Here is an 18,328-nt window from a genome sequence, read left to right on the forward strand (position 1 = left end):
AGCTATGGATTTTAAACAAGAGGTATTAGACGTTTTAGCAGAGGTTTGCCAGGATGACATCGTAAAGGAAAATCCTGATATTGAAATTTTTGAAGAAGGTTTGCTTGATTCTTTTGGAACAGTAGAATTGTTGCTTGCGATTGAAAACCGTTTTGATATTTTAGTGCCGATCACTGAATTTGACCGGGATGTTTGGAATACGCCTAACAACATTGTAAACCAGCTGTCTGAGTTGAAATAATGAAAAAGCGTTTTTTCGGTCCAATTATTTTGGCGTTTATTCTATTCGCAGGCGCCATCGCAATTCCATCTTCATGGCTGACAGGCTTCATCACCGATAAACGGGTGAAAGAGTCAGCAACAGCCTTGAACCCAAGTATGTTTCAAGGGCTTTATTTACAAGATCAAATGCTCAAAGATCCGACATATCTTCCGATTTACGGGTCTTCTGAGCTTTCCCGGCTGGACGAGTTCCACCCATCTAATTATTTTCAAGTAAACAATGAGGGGTTCACGCCATACCTTGTCGGCAAAGGCGGGTCCCAGTCATTGATTCATTCTTTAAACTTCGCTGCCCATATGGATCAGCTGAAGGGCAAAAAAATCGTATTCATCGTGTCTCCGCAATGGTTTATTAAGCGCGGGTCTGATGAACAGCATTTCGCCCCGAACTATTCTGCGCTGCAAGGGCTAGATTTGGCATTTAACGAGCAGATCGACCCTGATGTGAAAAAGAAAATGATGAAACGCATGCTGCGCTTTAAGGCCGTGCAAAACGATGCGATTCTTTCCGAGCTGTACAAAGCAATGGTAAACGGCCAGACATGGAAAGCAAACGCGCTGAAGCCGGCGGCAAAAGTCTATTACAGCATGCTGGAAAAGAAAGACATGTATTATTCAGCGATGGAATCATCCGGGCCAAAGCGTTATATCTCGCAGTCAGTAAAGGATAAGTCATGGTCTGAATTAAATAAACTCGCAGATCAATCAGGCAAACGCCACTCCGGATCTAACGATTTTCATATCGACAATCCAGTTTATAAAAAGCTGAAGCCGAAAGTGCCAAAGCTGAAAGGGAAAAACAAAGGAAGATCGTATGCAGTGTCACCGGAATACGGCGACTTTGAAATGATGCTTGATATCCTGAAGGATGCGGGTGCAGAGCCTATGTTTGTCACCATCCCTGTTAACGGAAAATGGTACGACTACACAGGCTTCCCGAAAAAAGGCCGCACCGACTATTACAAAAAAGTGAATAAACAGATTAGAGCGAAGGGCTTCCAGGTTGCTGATTTTTCAGGACATGAATATGACCCGTATTTCATGAAAGATACCATCCACATCGGCTGGAAAGGCTGGGTGTACGTCGATAAAGCAATTGACGAATTTTATAAAACCGGAAAAGTCACTTCATCCTGAGCATCTCGTAGGACGCTGCTGCATATTTCCTGCTAAGATTTGAAATAGTAAAGGAATCACAGCCAACTAGTAAGAGGTGTACATTAATGAAGATGACAGGCAATACGGTTTTAATTACAGGGGGTTCCGCAGGCATTGGGCTTGAACTGGCCAAGCGGCTGCTGGAATTCGGCAATGAAGTCGTGATTTGCGGACGCAGCGAAGCGCGGCTTTCAGAAGCGAAGCAGCAGCTCCCAAACATCCATACAAAGCAATGTGATGTTGCAGACCGTTCGCAGCGGGACGCATTGTTTGAATGGGCTCTAAAGGAATTTCCGAACCTGAATGTTCTCGTCAACAACGCCGGCATTCAAAAGGAAATCGACTTCAAAAAAGGGACAGAGGAGCTTTTTGTGGACGGAGATGAAATTGAACTTAATTTCCAAGCGCCTGTCCATTTATCAGCCCTTTTCACACCTCATTTGATGAAGCAGCCCGAGGCGGCAATCGTTCAGGTCACGTCCGGCCTTGCATATAACCCGTTAGCTGTTTATCCGGTGTACTGCGCAACAAAAGCGGCGCTTCACTCGTTCTCGCTTACACTCAGACACCAGCTTCGGGATACGAGCGTGGAAGTGATTGAAATGGCGCCGCCTATGGTGGACACGGGATTAAACCAAAAATCACGCGATAAACAAGGCCTGACATACCGGGGCATTTCAGCTGAAGAATATGTTCAATATTTCTTGGACGGCTTGAAAGAAGGCAAACAAGAGATTACAAATGAACGTGTTGAAGGTCTTCGGAATGCCACTCGCGCCGATTATGACAGGGTGTTCGAACAAATGAACACGCAGGAGAATTAATTTCTCCTGCTTTTTTCTTATGAATTTCTTACAAATTTGAGCAAACCTATTGCGAATATTTGTTGAAGGTATACAATAGAATATAAATTATTTTCAAATAAGTTTGATAATATAAACAATTTAACAGCAGGGAGATTGACCATGACTAAACAAACGATTCGTGTTGAATTGACATCAACAAAAAAACCGAAACCAGACCCAAATCAGCTTTCGTTCGGAAGAGTGTTTACAGACCACATGTTTGTAATGGACTACGCGGCGGATAAAGGATGGTACGACCCAAGAATCATTCCTTATCAATCTATTTCAATGGACCCAGCGGCAATGGTATATCACTACGGCCAAACCGTGTTTGAAGGGTTAAAGGCTTACGTGTCAGAGGATGACCATGTCCTGCTTTTCAGGCCGGAAAAAAATATGGAGCGCCTGAATCAATCAAACAACCGCCTCTGCATCCCGCAAATCGATGAAGAACAGGTTCTCGAAGGCTTAAAACAGCTTGTCGCGATCGATAAAGACTGGATTCCGAATGCGGAGGGCACGTCCCTTTATATCCGTCCGTTCATCATCGCCACCGAGCCTTTCCTTGGTGTTGCGGCATCTCATACGTATAAGCTCTTTATCATTCTTTCTCCGGTCGGCTCATATTACAAAGAAGGCATCAAGCCGGTCAAAATCGCTGTTGAAAGTGAATTTGTCCGTGCGGTAAAAGGCGGAACGGGAAATGCCAAAACCGCAGGGAATTACGCTTCAAGCTTAAAAGCGCAGCAGGTAGCCGAAGAGAAAGGATTTTCTCAAGTACTCTGGCTGGACGGGATTGAAAAAAAATACATCGAAGAAGTCGGAAGCATGAACATCTTCTTCAAAATCAACGGTGAAATTGTAACGCCAATGCTGAACGGAAGCATCCTGGAAGGCATTACGCGCAATTCCGTCATCGCCTTGCTTAAGCATTGGGGCCTTTCCGTTTCAGAACGGAAAATTGCGATCGATGAGGTCATCCAAGCCCATAAAGACGGCATCCTTGAAGAAGCCTTCGGAACCGGTACAGCTGCTGTTATTTCCCCGGTCGGTGAGCTGATCTGGCAGGATGAAACACTGTCGATTAACAACGGTGAAACAGGAGAAATCGCAAAAAAACTATATGACACGATTACAGGCATTCAAAAAGGCACTGTCGCGGATGAATTCGGATGGACGACTGAAGTTGCAGCGCTGACTGAAAGCAAATAAGAAAAAAGCCGGCCACTGGGCCGGCTTTTTTTACGCTTCAATTTTGTTAAAGAACTGCGGCAGGTACGCTTTGTGCGCCTCCATCATTTCGTCTAAAATTTGTTTGGCCACAGTGTCGGATGGAACGAGCGGGTTAATCGTCATGGCGAGGAGTGCTGTTTGATAGTCGCCTGTGACCGCCGCTTCTGCCGCGACACGCTCAAAGGATTTGATTTGCTGGACGAGGCCCCGGACAGACACCGGCAAGTCGCCGACAGCTATTGGCTTAGGGCCGTTTTTCGTCATCACGCAGTTCACTTCAACCGCGGAATCGTCTGGGATGCTGGCGATTGCGCCGTTATTGACCGTGTTCACCGGCTGAATGTCGTGTTTATCATTGTAAATGGAGCTGATCAAGTTACACGCTGCATCGCTGTAGTAAGCACCGCCCCGTTTTTCCAGCTGCGGCGGTTTGATCGCAAGGTTCGGATCTTTGTAAAGTTCGAACAGCTCTTTTTCGACCTTCTGTACAACTTCAGCGCGGGTGCCTTCCGTTTGTGATGCTTCCAGTTCGTGCTCCAGCATCTCTTTCGTTTTGAAGTAGTAACGGTGGTAGCCGCAAGGGATGATATCGAGCGCTTTTAAAAATTCCGGCTCCCACTCTGCTCCTGAGATGTTTTTCATCGTCATTGCGTTTTTCGGATCACCCATCGCTTCGATTACTTGATCCTTCACACTTACGCCGTCCAAGAAAACATCCAGCCCGAACACCATGTGATTTAATCCGGCGAATTGGACTTCTACGCGGTTCACATCTACGTCAAGCGCTTTGGCCACACCCATTTTGATGCCGATCGGAACGTTACAGAGACCGACGACTTTCTTCAGGTTAGAGTAGCGAAGCAAGGCCTCTGTCACCATGCCGGCAGGGTTTGTGAAATTGACGAGCCATGCATTCGGGCAGAGCTCTTCGATATCCTTTGCGATCTCAAGGATGACCGGAATCGTTCGCAACCCTTTAAACAGGCCTCCCGGGCCGTTCGTTTCCTGGCCGATGACGTCATATTTTAATGGGATACGTTCATCCTTGGCTCTTGCCTGCAGAAGCCCGACGCGGAATTGAGTCGTGACAAAGTCTGCGTCTTTCAGCGCTTTTCTCCGGTCGAGCGTAAGGTGAATGTCGATTGGGACGCCGGCTTTTTCAACCATCCGTTTGGCGAGCGTGCCGACAATATTCAGCTTTTCTTCGCCCTCAGGGATATCGACGAGCCATAATTCACGGACAGGCAGCTCATCATACCGTTTAATGAACCCTTCCACAAGCTCTGGCGTGTAGCTTGAACCTCCGCCAATCGTTACAATCTTCAATCCTTTTGTCATATGCTTGCTCCCCTTTGCTCAGTGATTTTTTCATATAACTCAATGAACTCCGCCGCCAGATCCTTGACTGTCATCGCATTCATTAAATGATCCTGTGCATGCACCATCAGAAGCGTCATTTCCGTTTTTTCTCCGCCCGCTTCATTTTGGATCAGCTCTGTCTGATAATGATGGGCTTTTGTTAATTCTTCTCCTGACTCTTGAAGCTTTTTCCGCGCTTCTTCTGCGTCACCGCTTTTCGCAGCGGCAATGGCCTCCATTGCAGAGCTCCTTCCGTTTCCTCCGTGAAGGATAATTTGAAAAATGATTTGCTCCATTTTCTCATTCACGCGATTCACTTCCTTTCTCTACAGAGCCGCTTCTTTGTCATCTGATGCTGCAGGCGTTTGGACGAGCTCCAGATCGTTTTCTTCTTTCAGCTTCTGTTTATCCCACATTCTAAAGAACGGGTAGTAGACAACAAAGGATACGGCGATATTAATGGCTTGCATGACCGCACCTGAGACTTTTCCCCCTGTCGCCAGATAGCCTGAAAAGATCGGCGGCATGGTCCATGGAACTGCAATACCCGCCGGTTTAGCAACAAGTCCGGTGCTCATTCCGATGTATGTGAGTGTCACTGTGACAAGCGGCGTGATGATAAACGGAAGTAAGAGCATCGGGTTCATGACGATCGGCATTCCGAAAATAATCGGTTCGTTAATATTGAAGATGGCCGGCCCGATCGCAAGCTTTCCGAGCTGCTTCATTTGTTTGCTTCGGGCGCGCAGGAACATCGTGACAACCAGTGCCAAAGTGGCTCCGCTTCCGCCGATATTAATCCAGATATCAAAAAACTGCTGGGTGAAAATCTTAGGCAGCTCCTCACCCGCTTGGAACGCGATCCGGTTGGCATCCATGGCGCCGTACCAAATCGGTGCCATGACGCCGCCGACAATGTTGGCGCCGTGAAGGCCGCAGGCCCATAAAAGCATTTTGACAGCTTCTGCGACAAGGCTGCCTCCGAGGCTTCCGCCAAGAATGGATAGCGGCGTCCCCAGTAAAACGCTTACAATATTATGAAGGCTTTCAAACGGTGTTGCTTCAACAATCAGCCGGGCTGCCCAAATCAGGAAGATGACGGCAAAGCCGGGGATTAACGCGACAAATGACTTGCTGACTGCCGGCGGAACACCATCCGGCATTTTGAAGACCAAATTGCGCTGGATAATGAGGCGGTAAATCTCTGTGGACACCATCGCGATAATCATGGCGACAAACAGGCCTTTGCTTCCCATGAGTGAAAGCGGAATCCCGCCGCCGACCATAATCTCTTTCGTCGAACCATCAGGCGTAAACGGCACTTGATACGGTGTCGCTAACAAAAATGCCGCAAGTGAAATAGCTCCGGCCGACAAGGCATCAACACCGTATTTCTCGGCGAGCCGGTAGGCGATGCCGAACGCGGCGACCAGACCCATAATTTCAAAGGTGGCGTCAACTGGGTAGGCCAGCTTTTCAGACCAGGCGCTGCCAAACGTTTTTGCCATAAACTCAGCGTATCCCGGGATCGGGAGGTTGCCGATGATGAGGAAAAAGGAACCGATGATAATCAGCGGCATCGTAAGGATGATACCGTCACGCAGCGCCTGCAAATGGCGCTGTCCCGCAATTCTTCCCGCTATAGGCATGACCTTTTCTTCTAAGATCTGATTGACTTTATTCACATAGCCCGCCCCTCTCTATGACACATGTCCAAGCTGTTCAGCCGATTTCAGCACTTCTGCCCCGTTGCACGTGCCATAATGGACGGTATTAATGACGTCTACCGGAACCCCCTTTGACTCTCCTAGTTTTTTTAGCTGCGGAAGCATATAACGGACTTGCGGGCCGAGAAGCAATACATCCGCTTTATCAATATGATTTTGTACAGAATCACCTGAAACTGCCCAAATGGTATAGTCTTTTCCTTGTTCCTGCGCACTTTTTTCCATCTTGCTCACCAGTAAGCTAGTAGACATGCCTGCTGCACAAACGAGTAATATATTCATGTAAAAGACCCCCTAGAGTTTGATCAATTTTGTCATGTCCTGTTGTTGATATCATCATATTATGAAATCGCTTTCATAAACACTCAAGGTTTTTCCGCAGGAAACGGAAAAAAGGTATATACAGGCTGTCAGTTCAGCATTTTTTGGTCAAACACATCCGAAAGCTCTTGATACGAACGGCATTTGATCAGCTGGTTCACCGCCGCCGGGTCATCCAAAATGCTGCCAAGCAGTTTATACATGCTTTGCAAATCCGCTTTGTTCTCCTTTTCGACACAAAGCAAACAGACAAATTGAACACGCTGATTCTCCCAATCTATCGGTTTTTTGAGCGTACAAACGGCCCAAAATGTTGTTTTTGTCTGCGGAACGAGCGGGTGCGGTATGGCAACAAGATTGCCAAAGCACGTTGGCGACATGTCTTCTCGTTCAAAAATGGATTCTATGATTTCTTTTTCGGCATAGCCGCAATCAACTGCTTTCTGCCCTAAAAATTGAATCACTTCCTCTTTTGAGCGCAGATCCTTCTGGAAAAACACGAGTTCTTTTTTAAGGTAGCGGGCTGCTTTTTCTTTTTCATCACTCAGAATGGATTCAATTTTTATAAAGTCGGTTCCGCCCAAGAGTGTGTTGACCTTCAGCACTGGTACAGGGAGCTCTTTTTTGATCGGGATGGTGCTGATGACAAAATCAATGGATTCATAGGACATCTGGTCAAGACTGTAATACTCAGCAGTTCCTAGAATATCGAGCCGTTTGCCGAAATGGGAGCGGAGTTTTTCACGCAATAGCTGAGCGCTCCCGGCACCTGATGCGCACACAATGATACAGCGCTTCGGCGGGCTTTCTGTTTTTTTTCGTTCAATCGCGGCGCCAAAGTGGAGGGCCAAATAACCAATTTCGTTTTCATGAATGTCGATGCCCGTTTGTTCCTTTATCACCATTCCGGCAACGATCCCGGCTTCAAAAGCGAGAGGATAGTGTTCCTTGATCGCTGCCAGCATCGGATTTCTCAGGTTCATGCCGTATCGGTTGCGGCTGATCGCCGGCTTTATATGGAGCGCTAAGCCGATTTTCAGCTCTTTGTCATGCAAGATTCCGAGCTTCAGTTCACGATCAACGGCCTTTATCATAGCAAATGTCAGCTGATCGGTTTCTTCGTCTATTGAAAATGTATCCTCCCCGCATTGTGGTTGTGTCATTCGCTTTGTGCCGAGGAGATGCATGGCGATATAGGCCGTCTCGTCTTTCGGAAACGTAACGGCAAGTGCTGATTCCAGCTCTTTTACGATGGCTTCGGCAGCCAGGTATTCTTTTTGATCCAGGATATGATCCATATCTTCCGGGAAAAGAGATACGTAGTTTTCCGTTCTGATCCGTTTACAAGCGATGGCAATATGGATGATGAGGTTATTCAGCCCTAAGTTAGACAGAGGGATGCGGTCGTTTTTGATTTTTTTCAGGATGGCTGAACGGATGATTTCGATTTCTTCATCTGGCAATATATCAGCCTTTTCATTCAGAACATCAATCTCTGTTTCTCTTTCATCGACAATGTACTCTGCCATACAGTACCTCATCTGGACCTCGTCCCCGCGCAGCTTGAAGCCGTAATTCGGGCGTGTTTCCATGACGATGCGATAGGGCAGCAGACGTTTCTTTACTTCTTTTAAATCCGTTTGGAGTGTAGATTTTGAGATAAATAGTTCTTCAGCCAATTCATCGAGCTTGAGGTAATGCTCCGCCAGCAGCAGACGTTTCATGAGATAGGCCATTCTCTCCTCCGGCAACACCGGCAGGCCCTTTTTTTGCTGAAATACATCTTGCAGCAGCATTCTGAATGTCTGCTCGTCGTGAATGCGGAGTTTGTAACCAGAGCCTCTTACCGATTGGACAAAGGCACCATGACCGCTTAGCACGCCTTGCAATTCCTTTATATCATTGCGGACCGTCCGCGTCGTCACGTTTAATTGCGCGGCAAAAAACGAGCTTGTCACCGGGGCTTCAGCCGCCATCAGCAAGCGCAAAATATCACGAAGTCGCCCATGAAGCATGAGAAAAACCTCCTATCAAGTAGATGCAGGGATAAAGTGAATAGGCAGAAAGGATGATGAAGGAATGCGAAATGTATATAAATTCTATAATGGGGCGAATGGCAAGTCAATGAACATCGGAGGGACAAGAGGGAAAACTGACCCATAAAAAAACAGCCGGATTCAGCCGGCTGTTCGGGAAGCGGACATGTTCTTTTGTTTAGACGCCTTGCGATCCTTCATGATTTTTCGAACAATCGGGTAAATGACCGGCGCCCATTTGATAACGGTTTTGATCATCTTTTTCAAAGCTCCGATTCTCCCTTCTTTTTTCTCAACCATTCCCCTGATTGCCTTTTGCTTAAACATGCTAACGTGACACGTACCTGTTTCCCGTCACCCAGAAACGCCACGGATAATCGCGCGCCTCTCCGCTGTTGTCAATGCCGATGCGCGGCCCGGTAGAAATCTCTTCCGGTGTGTACCCGCTTTCAATGTAAAGCGGCTGTTCCGTGATCCAGCGTCCGTAGTCATTCATCGTGACGCCAAGCGCTTTCGTCAGCTTTCCGGGCCCGTTTGTCCATTCCCTCGGACGCCGGCCCGGCCTTCTCTCCTCCATTAACAGCTGGCCTTCATGAGGCTCAATCGCCCTGATTAATACCGCTTGCGGAACATCCACTTCTGCGGCAACGACATTCAGCAACGTATGGGTGTGCATCACGTATGTATACACTCGTCCGGCTTCCGCAAACATAATCTCAGTCCGCTTCGTCCGGCGATTGTTAAAGCTGTGGGCCGCTCTGTCTCCGGCGCCCATATAGGCCTCTGTTTCCACAATATAGCCTGACGCTGTGCCTTCATCTGTTTCTTTTACCAGAAGGCAGCCAAGAAGCGACGGGGCAAGCTCAAGAGCGGTTTTTTGGTAAAACGTGATGGGCAGCGGATTTTTTTCTCTCGTCACGAATCGAACTCTCCTTTTACCGATTTTTGTACATTGTACCATTCCCGAAGCAGCTGAAAAAAAACGGCTGTTTTAAAATCTTCCCATTCAGGGAATATTGTTACCGTTAATAAAGGAGGGTCAACCAATGAATGATGATCATCAGAAAAAACATCACGGAACAAATGCCCAAAGCAGCGAGGATACGCTTTCTCATAAGACGTCCGGGAAAAACGAGTCAGAGGATACCTTAACGAACAGACAGGGGCACCCTGTCACTGACAACCAAAATGTAAGAACTGTCGGGAATAGAGGGCCTACAACACTTGAGAACTATGATTTTCTCGAAAAAATCAGCCACTTTGACCGTGAACGCATTCCTGAGCGGGTTGTTCATGCCAGAGGAGCGGGTGCACACGGGTATTTTGAAGCGTACGGAAGCTTTGGAGACGAACCGATTTCAAAATACACCCGGGCTAAGCTCTTTCAGGAAAAAGGCAAGAAAACACCGGCATTTGTCCGTTTTTCTACGGTGAATCATGGAAAACACTCACCTGAAACATTGAGAGACCCGCGCGGTTTTGCCGTTAAGCTTTATACCGACGACGGAAACTGGGATTTGGTCGGGAACAATCTGAAAATCTTTTTTATTCGCGACCCGCTGAAATTTCCGGATCTTGTGCACGCATTTCAGCCTGATCCAGTAACCAACATCCAAGATGGTGAACGTATTTTCGACTTCATCTCTCAGTCTCCTGAAGCGACACATATGATCACCTTCTTGTTTTCGCCTTGGGGCATCCCAGCCAACTACAGGCAAATGCAGGGTTCAGGCGTACACGCCTATAAGTGGGTGAATGAGGAAGGCAAGGCCGTTCTCGTGAAATACCATTTCGAACCAAAGCAGGGCATCCGCAACCTGACACAGAAGGAAGCGGAAGAGATTCAAGGGAAAAACTTTAACCATGCAACACAGGATTTGTATGAAGCGATTGAAAATGGAGATTATCCGGAGTGGGAAGTGTATGCCCAAATTATGAGCGATGATGAGCATCCCGAACTGGACTTTGACCCGCTCGATCCGACAAAACTGTGGTATAAAGACGATTTCCCATGGAAGCCGATCGGCAAATTGGTGCTTAATAAAAACCCGGAAAACTACCATGCGGAAGTGGAGCAAGCTTCTTTCGGAACGGGAGTGCTTGTTGACGGGCTTGATTTCTCAGATGATAAGCTGCTTCAGGGCCGGACGTTTGCCTACTCTGATACGCAGCGCTACCGTGTAGGCGCAAATTACCTGCAGCTTCCGATCAATTCGCCGAAAAAGCATGTCGCCACCAACCAGGAAGGCGGGCAAATGCAATATCGGGTCGATAGAGCAGAAGGCCAAAACCCGCACGTCAACTATGAGCCCTCCATTATGGGCGGGCTGAAAGAAGCGAAGCAGGATGGAAAAGATCATACGCCGCATGTCGAGGGCGATGTAAAGCGTGAGGCGATCGACAGAACGAACAACTTCGGTCAGGCCGGAGAAACATACCGGAGATTTACTGAATTTGAACGGAACGAATTGATCACGAACCTGGTTAATACGCTTTCTACATGCCGCAAAGAAATCCAGGATCAGATGATTGAGAATTTCACAAAAGCTGATCCGGACTACGGGAAACGCGTGGCAGAAGGACTGAAAAAGGCCTCCGAGAATAACAGCAACGGACCGATCGGCACAACAGAAACGGAACAGGCTACAAAACAGGCTGAACAGGAAAGCCATCCGTCTGATCCGTATTAAAAACAGCGAACAGGACTTTTTTGAAGTCCTGTTTTTTTATTTTTCTATTGAAACGCTTTCAGCAGTTGTGTTGTACTGGAAGGAAAGGGGGGGGAGAGAAACGATGGAATTACAGCAGGATATGATTCCTCAGAAAAAAACAATCGGCGCTTTAGATCACGCCGTTTTTTTATGCATGATATTTTGTTTTTGGTTTTCAGGCTATATTTATGTTCCTGTATTCAGCCTGTATTTGGAGGATCTGCACTTTTCATACGGCGCAATCGGCATCATCCTCGGCAGCTACGGGGTCACGCAAATCCTTCTGCGATTCCCGCTCGGCCTTCTGTCAGACATCCTGTTTTCTCTGCGCAAGCAATTGTTAATTGCCGGGTTTGGGTTTTCCGTCCTCAGCAGTCTGCTTTTTCTGATGTTTGACTCTTTCCTCTTCGTGCTGGCCGCGCGGCTGTTTGCGGGGATAACCGCTTCTATGTGGGTAATGGCGACCATTTTATACGCGCACTATTTCAACAATAGCAATGCGTCAAAAGCAATGGGCATCATGCAGTTTTTCACCGTCATGCCTCAGTTTGTCAGCATTGTGTTCTGCGGGCTTGCGGCAGCCCATTTAGGCAGGCAGGTCCCGTTTTGGATGGCGCTGGCAGCCTCGGCCGCCGGTCTGGTGATATGCTGCTTTATTAAAGACCCGTCGGCTTCTCCAGTGAACCGCGACACAATTCGTGTGCAGCAATACATCAAAGACACATTGCGGCTGCCGAAGCTGAAGCTTTTCACCATCCTCTCTATGACAGCTCATGCGGTGTTATTTATGACAGTGTTTGGATTTACGCCGCTTTTCATTAATCAGCTCGGAATGGGTGATGCGGAGCTGCTTTGGGTGATGAGCGCTTTTTTCCTCCCTCACGCAGCCGCCACACTAAGCTTTGTGTTTCTGCGCTTCACAAGCCGAATTGCTTACTTCGTGATGCTCATCAGTTTTGCTGTCACCGGAGTCTGTTTGCTATTCGTTCCTTTTTCAGCTACATTGTTCACGGTTTGCATCACACACGCCTGCATCGGTCTGGCGCTCGGTTTCGTATTTCCTTTGCTGCTAAGCCGGGTCGTCGATATCAGTTCTGCCCGTTTGAAAATGTCAGTGATGGGGTTTTATCAATCGTTTTATGCGCTGGGCATCTTCCTCGGACCCCTTCTTGCCGGAAAAACCGCACAGCTTTTCGGGCTTGCGGAGGTTTTTTATGGAGCCGGGTTACTGGCATTTGCCGCCTTTCTTGTGATGCTCGTGAAAATGCGTAACATGATTAATTAATAGCTTTCATACTGCCGGAAGCGCCACACAGAAAACATGGCCAGAAGCATGATGCACAAAATGGAGAATGTGAGCGACCATCCAAAGAAATCCGCTCTCTCTCCATGAAGAAGGATATGCTCCGCCTGCTTGCAAAGCGCAGCCGGAAGCCATTTCGCACCATCAGGAAATAGCGAAACAGCAAAGGAAACTGCAGCTGTCAGCCCGATACCGGAAGCCGCAGCTGCTCCGAGAGACCGAAACATCGTGCTTCCGGCAAGGCCAGCAGTCACAATAAACATGATCCAAAGAGCGTAAAGTCCAAGGCTTGCGGCAAAACGGCTGAATGATGTGTCCTCAAACAGCAGCCAGATGTAATAATAAGCAAGCCCGTATCCAGCTGCAAACGACGCGATGCCGATCACGCTTTGGGTGAGCCATTTGCTCACGATATAATGGGCTGCAGTCACAGGCCGCGACATGATCAGCGACGTTACGCCTTGATTTCTTTCATTTGCTACGCTGCCCATAACGCTGAAAATGATCAGAGCCATGCCAAGCGTGTTAAATTGGGAAAGCGTGCTGACCATCACTTCAGACCCGGAAGGCATCGTAAAACTGATTTTCATGCCGTCAGGAAGGTTTCCTCCGTGTTCAATGATTTCTGGCATATAATAAATGGTCAGCGGCTGTGTGAGCCCTACGATCATCATCGCAATCGGCAGCCAGATCAGCTTGCCGCTTTTCCACCCTTCCAGCCATTCTTTCTGCAATAACGTCATCATCACCTTCATGCGTGCACCACCTTTAGATAGACGTCTTCAAGAGACTCCGTTTTCTGTTCAAAACGGGTGACCGTCAATCCCGTTCGGATACAATCACTCAACAATGTCCGGCCAGCTTGTATATCAGGCAGTTCGAAAACAGCTTGGGACGGATTCATATAGACAATAGCTGATACGTAAGGCTTCTCTTCAAGCCAGCCCTTCAGTTTCTCTTTTACAGTAAGGGTGAAAACGTTCGTTTGATGCTGTTTTTTCAGCTGCTGTAACGCCCCTTTCCATGAAACCTCTCCGTTTTTCATGATCACCACCTGATCACACACCTGCTCCGCATCGTGCAAAACGTGTGTAGAAAACAGAACAGCCATATGCTTCTTCAGCTCCCGCATCACGTCCAGCACCTCGAACCGTCCTGACGGATCAAGTGCAGAAACCGGTTCATCCAATATCAAAAGCTTCGGTTTATGGAGCAGGGCCTGTGCCAGACCGAGTCTTTGCTTCATGCCGCCTGAAAAGCCGCCGATCCTTTTGTGCGCGGATTCCTGCAAGCCGACAAATTCCAGCATCCCGCCGATTTCCTCTTGGCATTTTTTCTTCGAAAGACCGGACAGTCTTCCGGCAAATGTTAAAAATTCGTTTGCGGTCATCCATGAATAAAAAGCAGGATACTGCGGAAGGTACCCAATCAAATGCCGGTCCGGCTTTTTCTCCCCTAACAGCTTGATGGTTCCAGAGGTTGGCGAAAGCAGCCCGGCCAGCATTTGCAGCGTTGTGGTTTTACCGGCTCCATTAGGGCCTAATAGTGCGACACACTCGTTTTCATTCACGTGAAAACTGACATTCTTTACAGCCCGATGATGCCGATACGATTTACATAATGACTCAATAGACAGCATGCCCGCTCACCTTTGCTTTCTGCCGACGGTAAAAAATAAAATCGGCCCGATAATATTGATACATACAATGATTGCAGCCCACATCCACTTTGGCCCGTTTGTCCGCTCTTCCTTTATACAGCTGATGAGAGCGAACACCGCCAGCACAAGCTGCAATACAATCAGCGGCAAAATCATTTCCCAAGAAATATTCATTGCTTGATCCCCCTTTTCTTCCGGTCCGGCCTAATGACAAAAAAGTAATAACAAATCAGAGGCATCGGTGCTGTAATCAATCCGACAATCCCCCATACCCATGCCATGCGATTACGTTTTTTCGCATCAATAAATAAAAAGATCCCCTGTGCCAATACGATGAGATAAGCCGCAACCATGATGACAATTTCTGTTTGTGTCATCGGCGCTCCACCTCGCATTCACCGAGATGTCTTTTTTTCTCAGCCGCAATCAAAATCGGCAAAACAGCAAGCACACAAACCTGAAGTACAATAAACACAGCGGGAGCTTGAGTGAATGCCAGGATTGCCGCACTCACAACCATCAGCGCACAGAATACAAATAAGATGATCTCTTTCATCAGTTTTTTTCTGCGTTCAGCTTTCATTTGTAACAGCTGGTAAAGCAGTTCTTTTTGATCTGGTATAGAGGGATTGGCTGTTTGATCAATTTTCTGCAATTCTGATTTGAAATGAATTGAAAGCTTTTCTTTATTCATCGTTCCACTCCTTTCTGATTTGCTGGAGCCCTTTATGAACTCTGGACTTCACCGTGCCTTCCTTGATCTGCAGCATCAGCCCGATTTCGGCGTAGGTATAGCCGTAGTAATGCCTTAATAAAACTGGCGTGCGCAATTTAGGTTCCAGCTTTGAAAACATATCCAGCGTTTCGCTCCATTCTCCCCCTTTCACTGACACGTCCCACTTGATCTTGCGGATTGTTTCCTCCGTAACTGCCTGATTCCGTTTCCATTCTCTCTTTCTCTTTTTCTGGTGATCGAGATAGAGCCTGGATGCTATAGAAATCAGCCACGTGGAGAATTTGGAACGGCCTTGGAAGCTTCTTAAATGAATGTACCCTTTCAGAAAGGTTTCCTGAACAAGCTCCTCGCTGAGGTCAGGATGAAGGGAAAGTTTTAACAAGTATTTATATAAAAAAGAATAATGATAGTGGAAAAGGGCTGTAAACGCCTCGTCGTTTCCCTCTTTCGCCTGCTGAATCAGCTGCTGTTCTTCATGTGTATCCAATGGCCGCGATCCCCCCTTTTTTGTTTTTCTGCCTTATAAGACGACACCGGATTCAAAAGCGTTCAGCTTTTTTACAATTCTTTTCAGCCATTGACAGATCAGGCTTCCCGACCGTTTGGCCGCACATCCTCATTTGTAAACCCCCTCATAGTCTGTTAAGCTATGACTTTATGTCGATTTTAAAAAAACATCCAATATGGAGGACGATGCATTGAAAGTAGAAAGGCGAACGATTGAATATATTCCGAATGAAGAAAGACATGGTAAAGCGAAAGATTTATTTCCCGTATGGTTCGGGGCTAATATGCATATCACCACGTTAGTGACTGGCACGATTCCCGTTGCAATGGGACTTAATCTGTTTTGGAGTGTTGCCGCTATTATTTGCGGAACCTTAATCGGTGCCATATTTATGGCGTCTCATTCCGCGCAAGGCCCTCAGCTTGGCATCCCGCAAATGATTCAAAGCCGTGCCCAATTCGGCGTAATTGGAGCGATTCTTCCCCTCTTCCTAGTCATGTTTATCTACCTTGGTTTCTTCGCAAGCAGTACGATTCTGGCGGCTGGAACCTTAAGCAGCTTTGTTCCCATCCCGGGATCATGGAGCATTATAGGCTTAAGCGCCGTATGTTTTTTACTCACGATTTTCGGCCATGATTTGATTCACAAAATGCAAAAAATCCTTTCTTGGACCTCTTTTGCTGTATTTTTTGCTGCAACGATACTCATTTTTAAATTGCCGATTCCGGCAGGCAGCTGGATTCCCGGAGCGGTTGATCTGCCAATTTTCTTGGTGGCGGTCAGCGCAGTCGCGACGTGGCAGCTTGCATACGCACCGTATGTTGCCGATTATTCAAGATATCTGCCAGTTAAAACGCCGGCGTCCAAAACGTTTTGGTACAGCTATGCAGGTACATCTGTCAGCTCCATCTGGATGATGCTGCTCGGCGCTTTGCTGACGACGGCACTTCCTGACTTTACGGCAAACTCAGGCAGCCAGATTGTCCAATTGTTCGGCCCCTTCTCGTTCATTATGCTGATCATTGTGTTATTTGGGCAAATGGCGATCAATGTCTTTAACCTGTATGGGGCTTTCATGTCCACGACAACAACGCTTGAGCCGTTTCTGAAATTAAAGGTCACGCCCAAAGTCAGAATCATCATGATCCTCGGCGTCACGCTCGTCGGCACAGTCTTAAGCCTTCTCGGGCAAAGCAATTTTATGGAGCTGTTTTTGAATTTTATCTTTTTCATCAGTTATTTCTTAATTCCGTGGACAGCAATTAATCTAGTCGATTACTACTTCGTCCGGCACGGAAAGTATCAAGTCAAAGCCATGTTCGATGTGAACGGGCCATATGGAAAAGTCAATTGGATCACCACGATTGCGTTCGTTCTGTCCATCTTGCTGGAAATCCCGTTTATCAATACATCCTTTTACATCGGACCGCTGGCCAAAATGTTTGGCGGCGGAGACATCGCATGGATTGTCGGCTTGGCCGTTCCTTCTGTTCTTTATTATGTATTGATGAAACCGCGTCTGAAAAAACGAGCAGGTTATCAAGAAAAGCTGTCTTCTCTATGAAGACAGCTTTTTATCATTCAAATCGCTTCCACACGCGAGGCAGCATGTCAGAAAGCTCATGAGCGAGCAGCGTATGGGCGGAGTGCTCGTCTGTCCAGAGCTCGGCGCACGCACCGTGCAGATAAACCGCGTTTAATATGGCATGCTTCGGATTTTTATGGCAGCAGAGCATGCCTAATATCATGCCGGTCAGTGTGTCACCGGTGCCGCCCTTGGCGAGTGCCCCGTTTCCGGTTGGGTTGTGCCAGCAATCACCATCGGGAAACGCGATAACGGTTTGATTTCCTTTTAACACAATGACAGCCTGAAGCTGAGCCGCCCATTCCTTTGCGTATTCCGCTCTTTTGTTTTGTAATTCTTTCACCGGCACCCCTGTCATGCGGGAAAACTCACCCGGGTGCGGCGTGAGGATGACGGGCGCCTCCCGTTTCGGATACGTGCGCTTCGCCAGCGCTCCGGCATCCAAAATAACGGGGCAATCCGCCGCAAGCACATGATCAACTGCCTGCTGTACGCTTTCAGTTTGCGGAAGCCCTGATCCGATGGCGATGGCCCGGTACGTCTCTTCAAGCTGAGCGTCCGCTGCTTTTTGCCAGCCGTCACGCCAATAGGTCGCCTCGGGTAAAACAGGAACAATCAGCGGGATCACGCTTTCAGACGTGCCGATGACAAGCTTTCCGAGACCGCTCCGCATCGCCCCAAGCCCCGCAAGAAGCGCTGCGCCCGGCATGTCGTTGCTTCCCGCCAGCAGCAAAGCCGTACCGTACGTTCCTTTATGGCTCTCCGCATCTCTTTCAGGGAGCGAGGCTCTCACATGCTCTTCCGTCCAAATTGGCACATTCATCTCTATCCCTCCTCTGCTTTCTCTTCCTATTTTTCCTGTAC

21 protein-coding genes are annotated in these 18,328 nt (G+C 47.7%); 7 read left to right on the forward strand and 14 right to left on the reverse strand.

Going from position 1 to position 18,328, the window contains the following annotated elements; translation table 11 throughout:
* Nucleotides 1-4: 4 nt before the first annotated feature.
* The 4 genes from dltC to M1M80_RS20120 all read left to right on the forward strand — a co-directional run bounded on the left by dltC (nucleotide 5) and on the right by M1M80_RS20120 (nucleotide 3,497).
* The gene (gene dltC, locus M1M80_RS20105) at nucleotides 5-241 is read left to right on the forward strand and encodes a D-alanine--poly(phosphoribitol) ligase subunit DltC (RefSeq protein ID WP_003227325.1); all 237 of its coding nucleotides are present in this window, start codon (nucleotides 5-7) and stop codon (nucleotides 239-241) included.
* Nucleotides 241-1,419, forward strand: a complete 1,179-nt coding sequence (gene dltD, locus M1M80_RS20110; protein WP_060399795.1) for a D-alanyl-lipoteichoic acid biosynthesis protein DltD — start codon at nucleotides 241-243, stop codon at nucleotides 1,417-1,419. Before dltC ends, dltD begins: the two co-directional genes overlap by 1 nt.
* An 86-nt stretch (nucleotides 1,420-1,505) precedes the next feature.
* A complete protein-coding gene (locus tag M1M80_RS20115; protein ID WP_060399796.1) occupies nucleotides 1,506-2,264 on the forward strand; it encodes an SDR family oxidoreductase in 759 nt (252 codons plus the stop codon).
* A 141-nt stretch (nucleotides 2,265-2,405) separates the two neighbouring features.
* The gene (locus M1M80_RS20120; RefSeq protein ID WP_104010202.1) at nucleotides 2,406-3,497 is read left to right on the forward strand and encodes a branched-chain amino acid aminotransferase; all 1,092 of its coding nucleotides are present in this window, start codon (nucleotides 2,406-2,408) and stop codon (nucleotides 3,495-3,497) included.
* A gap of 30 nt (nucleotides 3,498-3,527) precedes the next feature.
* On the opposite strand, the gene licH is transcribed toward M1M80_RS20120, so the two are convergent.
* The 7 genes from licH to M1M80_RS20155 all read right to left on the reverse strand — a co-directional run bounded on the left by licH (nucleotide 3,528) and on the right by M1M80_RS20155 (nucleotide 9,880).
* Nucleotides 3,528-4,856 carry a 6-phospho-beta-glucosidase LicH gene (gene licH / locus M1M80_RS20125; protein ID WP_060399798.1) on the reverse strand — a complete coding sequence of 443 codons (1,329 nt, stop codon included), beginning with the start codon at nucleotides 4,854-4,856 and terminating at the stop codon, nucleotides 3,528-3,530.
* Nucleotides 4,853-5,185: a PTS lichenan transporter subunit IIA gene (gene licA / locus M1M80_RS20130; RefSeq protein ID WP_019259850.1), complete on the reverse strand. Its 333-nt coding sequence runs from the start codon at nucleotides 5,183-5,185 to the stop codon at nucleotides 4,853-4,855. The genes licH and licA overlap by 4 nt, the downstream gene beginning before the upstream one ends.
* A gap of 18 nt (nucleotides 5,186-5,203) precedes the next feature.
* Nucleotides 5,204-6,562: a PTS lichenan transporter subunit IIC gene (gene licC, locus M1M80_RS20135; protein ID WP_060399799.1), complete on the reverse strand. Its 1,359-nt coding sequence runs from the start codon at nucleotides 6,560-6,562 to the stop codon at nucleotides 5,204-5,206.
* Nucleotides 6,563-6,577: 15 nt separating this feature from the next.
* Nucleotides 6,578-6,886 (reverse strand): PTS lichenan transporter subunit IIB, encoded by a 309-nt coding sequence (licB, locus tag M1M80_RS20140; protein WP_003218755.1) that lies wholly within the window; start codon nucleotides 6,884-6,886, stop codon nucleotides 6,578-6,580.
* A 128-nt stretch (nucleotides 6,887-7,014) separates the two neighbouring features.
* Nucleotides 7,015-8,940: a transcriptional regulator LicR gene (gene licR / locus M1M80_RS20145; RefSeq protein ID WP_060399800.1), complete on the reverse strand. Its 1,926-nt coding sequence runs from the start codon at nucleotides 8,938-8,940 to the stop codon at nucleotides 7,015-7,017.
* Between the two features lie 162 nt (nucleotides 8,941-9,102).
* Nucleotides 9,103-9,261 (reverse strand): hypothetical protein, encoded by a 159-nt coding sequence (locus M1M80_RS20150; protein WP_009968374.1) that lies wholly within the window; start codon nucleotides 9,259-9,261, stop codon nucleotides 9,103-9,105.
* Between the two features lie 28 nt (nucleotides 9,262-9,289).
* The gene (locus M1M80_RS20155; protein ID WP_003236124.1) at nucleotides 9,290-9,880 is read right to left on the reverse strand and encodes a DNA-3-methyladenine glycosylase; all 591 of its coding nucleotides are present in this window, start codon (nucleotides 9,878-9,880) and stop codon (nucleotides 9,290-9,292) included.
* Nucleotides 9,881-10,007: 127 nt separating this feature from the next.
* Here M1M80_RS20155 and katX point away from each other — a divergent pair, with 127 nt between their 5' ends.
* Together katX and M1M80_RS20165 are read left to right on the forward strand one after the other, a co-directional pair.
* A complete protein-coding gene (gene katX, locus M1M80_RS20160) occupies nucleotides 10,008-11,651 on the forward strand; it encodes a catalase KatX (RefSeq protein WP_019259855.1) in 1,644 nt (547 codons plus the stop codon).
* Between the two features lie 103 nt (nucleotides 11,652-11,754).
* Nucleotides 11,755-12,957 (forward strand): MFS transporter, encoded by a 1,203-nt coding sequence (locus tag M1M80_RS20165; protein WP_060399801.1) that lies wholly within the window; start codon nucleotides 11,755-11,757, stop codon nucleotides 12,955-12,957.
* On the opposite strand, the gene M1M80_RS20170 is transcribed toward M1M80_RS20165, so the two are convergent.
* Genes M1M80_RS20170 through sigY form a run of 6 tightly spaced genes read right to left on the reverse strand, consistent with a single transcriptional unit; the run spans nucleotide 12,954 to nucleotide 15,858 of the window.
* The gene (locus tag M1M80_RS20170) at nucleotides 12,954-13,730 is read right to left on the reverse strand and encodes an ABC transporter permease (RefSeq protein WP_060399802.1); all 777 of its coding nucleotides are present in this window, start codon (nucleotides 13,728-13,730) and stop codon (nucleotides 12,954-12,956) included. The two genes, M1M80_RS20165 and M1M80_RS20170, sit on opposite strands and share 4 nt — an antisense overlap.
* A complete protein-coding gene (locus M1M80_RS20175) occupies nucleotides 13,727-14,614 on the reverse strand; it encodes an ABC transporter ATP-binding protein (RefSeq protein ID WP_003236133.1) in 888 nt (295 codons plus the stop codon). Before M1M80_RS20175 ends, M1M80_RS20170 begins: the two co-directional genes overlap by 4 nt.
* 6 nt (nucleotides 14,615-14,620) lie before the next feature.
* Nucleotides 14,621-14,809 carry a sigma Y negative regulator YxlE gene (gene yxlE / locus M1M80_RS20180; protein ID WP_003218770.1) on the reverse strand — a complete coding sequence of 63 codons (189 nt, stop codon included), beginning with the start codon at nucleotides 14,807-14,809 and terminating at the stop codon, nucleotides 14,621-14,623.
* Nucleotides 14,806-15,012, reverse strand: coding sequence for a sigma Y negative regulator YxlD (yxlD, locus tag M1M80_RS20185; RefSeq protein ID WP_060399803.1), 207 nt, complete (start codon nucleotides 15,010-15,012; stop codon nucleotides 14,806-14,808). The genes yxlE and yxlD overlap by 4 nt, the downstream gene beginning before the upstream one ends.
* Entirely contained in the window at nucleotides 15,009-15,329 is a 321-nt protein-coding gene (locus M1M80_RS20190) for a YxlC family protein (RefSeq protein WP_003236138.1), read from the reverse strand. The genes yxlD and M1M80_RS20190 overlap by 4 nt, the downstream gene beginning before the upstream one ends.
* Nucleotides 15,322-15,858, reverse strand: coding sequence for an RNA polymerase sigma factor SigY (sigY, locus tag M1M80_RS20195; RefSeq protein ID WP_060399804.1), 537 nt, complete (start codon nucleotides 15,856-15,858; stop codon nucleotides 15,322-15,324). The genes M1M80_RS20190 and sigY overlap by 8 nt, the downstream gene beginning before the upstream one ends.
* 211 nt (nucleotides 15,859-16,069) lie before the next feature.
* On the opposite strand from sigY, the gene M1M80_RS20200 reads away from it, so the two are divergent.
* Nucleotides 16,070-17,443 carry a cytosine permease gene (locus M1M80_RS20200; protein WP_060399805.1) on the forward strand — a complete coding sequence of 458 codons (1,374 nt, stop codon included), beginning with the start codon at nucleotides 16,070-16,072 and terminating at the stop codon, nucleotides 17,441-17,443.
* Nucleotides 17,444-17,456: 13 nt separating this feature from the next.
* On the opposite strand, the gene M1M80_RS20205 is transcribed toward M1M80_RS20200, so the two are convergent.
* Nucleotides 17,457-18,287: an NAD(P)H-hydrate dehydratase gene (locus M1M80_RS20205; RefSeq protein WP_060399806.1), complete on the reverse strand. Its 831-nt coding sequence runs from the start codon at nucleotides 18,285-18,287 to the stop codon at nucleotides 17,457-17,459.
* Nucleotides 18,288-18,328: the final 41 nt, after the last annotated feature.

The sequence above is a fragment of the Bacillus inaquosorum genome (assembly GCF_023238325.1).
In the GTDB taxonomy this organism is placed as follows: Bacteria; Bacillota; Bacilli; order Bacillales; family Bacillaceae; genus Bacillus; species Bacillus inaquosorum.

Coding starts and splice junctions, on each gene's coding strand:
- licB (WP_003218755.1), bottom strand. CDS start 6,886: ATGAATATATTACTCGTTTGTGCAGCAGGCATGTCTACTAGCTTACTG.
- dltD (WP_060399795.1), top strand. CDS start 241: ATGAAAAAGCGTTTTTTCGGTCCAATTATTTTGGCGTTTATTCTATTC.
- M1M80_RS20115 (WP_060399796.1), top strand. CDS start 1,506: ATGAAGATGACAGGCAATACGGTTTTAATTACAGGGGGTTCCGCAGGC.
- katX (WP_019259855.1), top strand. CDS start 10,008: ATGAATGATGATCATCAGAAAAAACATCACGGAACAAATGCCCAAAGC.
- yxlD (WP_060399803.1), bottom strand. CDS start 15,012: ATGACACAAACAGAAATTGTCATCATGGTTGCGGCTTATCTCATCGTA.
- M1M80_RS20190 (WP_003236138.1), bottom strand. CDS start 15,329: ATGAATAAAGAAAAGCTTTCAATTCATTTCAAATCAGAATTGCAGAAA.
- M1M80_RS20170 (WP_060399802.1), bottom strand. CDS start 13,730: ATGAAGGTGATGATGACGTTATTGCAGAAAGAATGGCTGGAAGGGTGG.
- M1M80_RS20165 (WP_060399801.1), top strand. CDS start 11,755: ATGGAATTACAGCAGGATATGATTCCTCAGAAAAAAACAATCGGCGCT.
- dltC (WP_003227325.1), top strand. CDS start 5: ATGGATTTTAAACAAGAGGTATTAGACGTTTTAGCAGAGGTTTGCCAG.
- M1M80_RS20120 (WP_104010202.1), top strand. CDS start 2,406: ATGACTAAACAAACGATTCGTGTTGAATTGACATCAACAAAAAAACCG.
- licH (WP_060399798.1), bottom strand. CDS start 4,856: ATGACAAAAGGATTGAAGATTGTAACGATTGGCGGAGGTTCAAGCTAC.
- yxlE (WP_003218770.1), bottom strand. CDS start 14,809: ATGAATATTTCTTGGGAAATGATTTTGCCGCTGATTGTATTGCAGCTT.
- M1M80_RS20175 (WP_003236133.1), bottom strand. CDS start 14,614: ATGCTGTCTATTGAGTCATTATGTAAATCGTATCGGCATCATCGGGCT.
- M1M80_RS20150 (WP_009968374.1), bottom strand. CDS start 9,261: ATGGTTGAGAAAAAAGAAGGGAGAATCGGAGCTTTGAAAAAGATGATC.
- licR (WP_060399800.1), bottom strand. CDS start 8,940: ATGCTTCATGGGCGACTTCGTGATATTTTGCGCTTGCTGATGGCGGCT.
- M1M80_RS20205 (WP_060399806.1), bottom strand. CDS start 18,287: ATGAATGTGCCAATTTGGACGGAAGAGCATGTGAGAGCCTCGCTCCCT.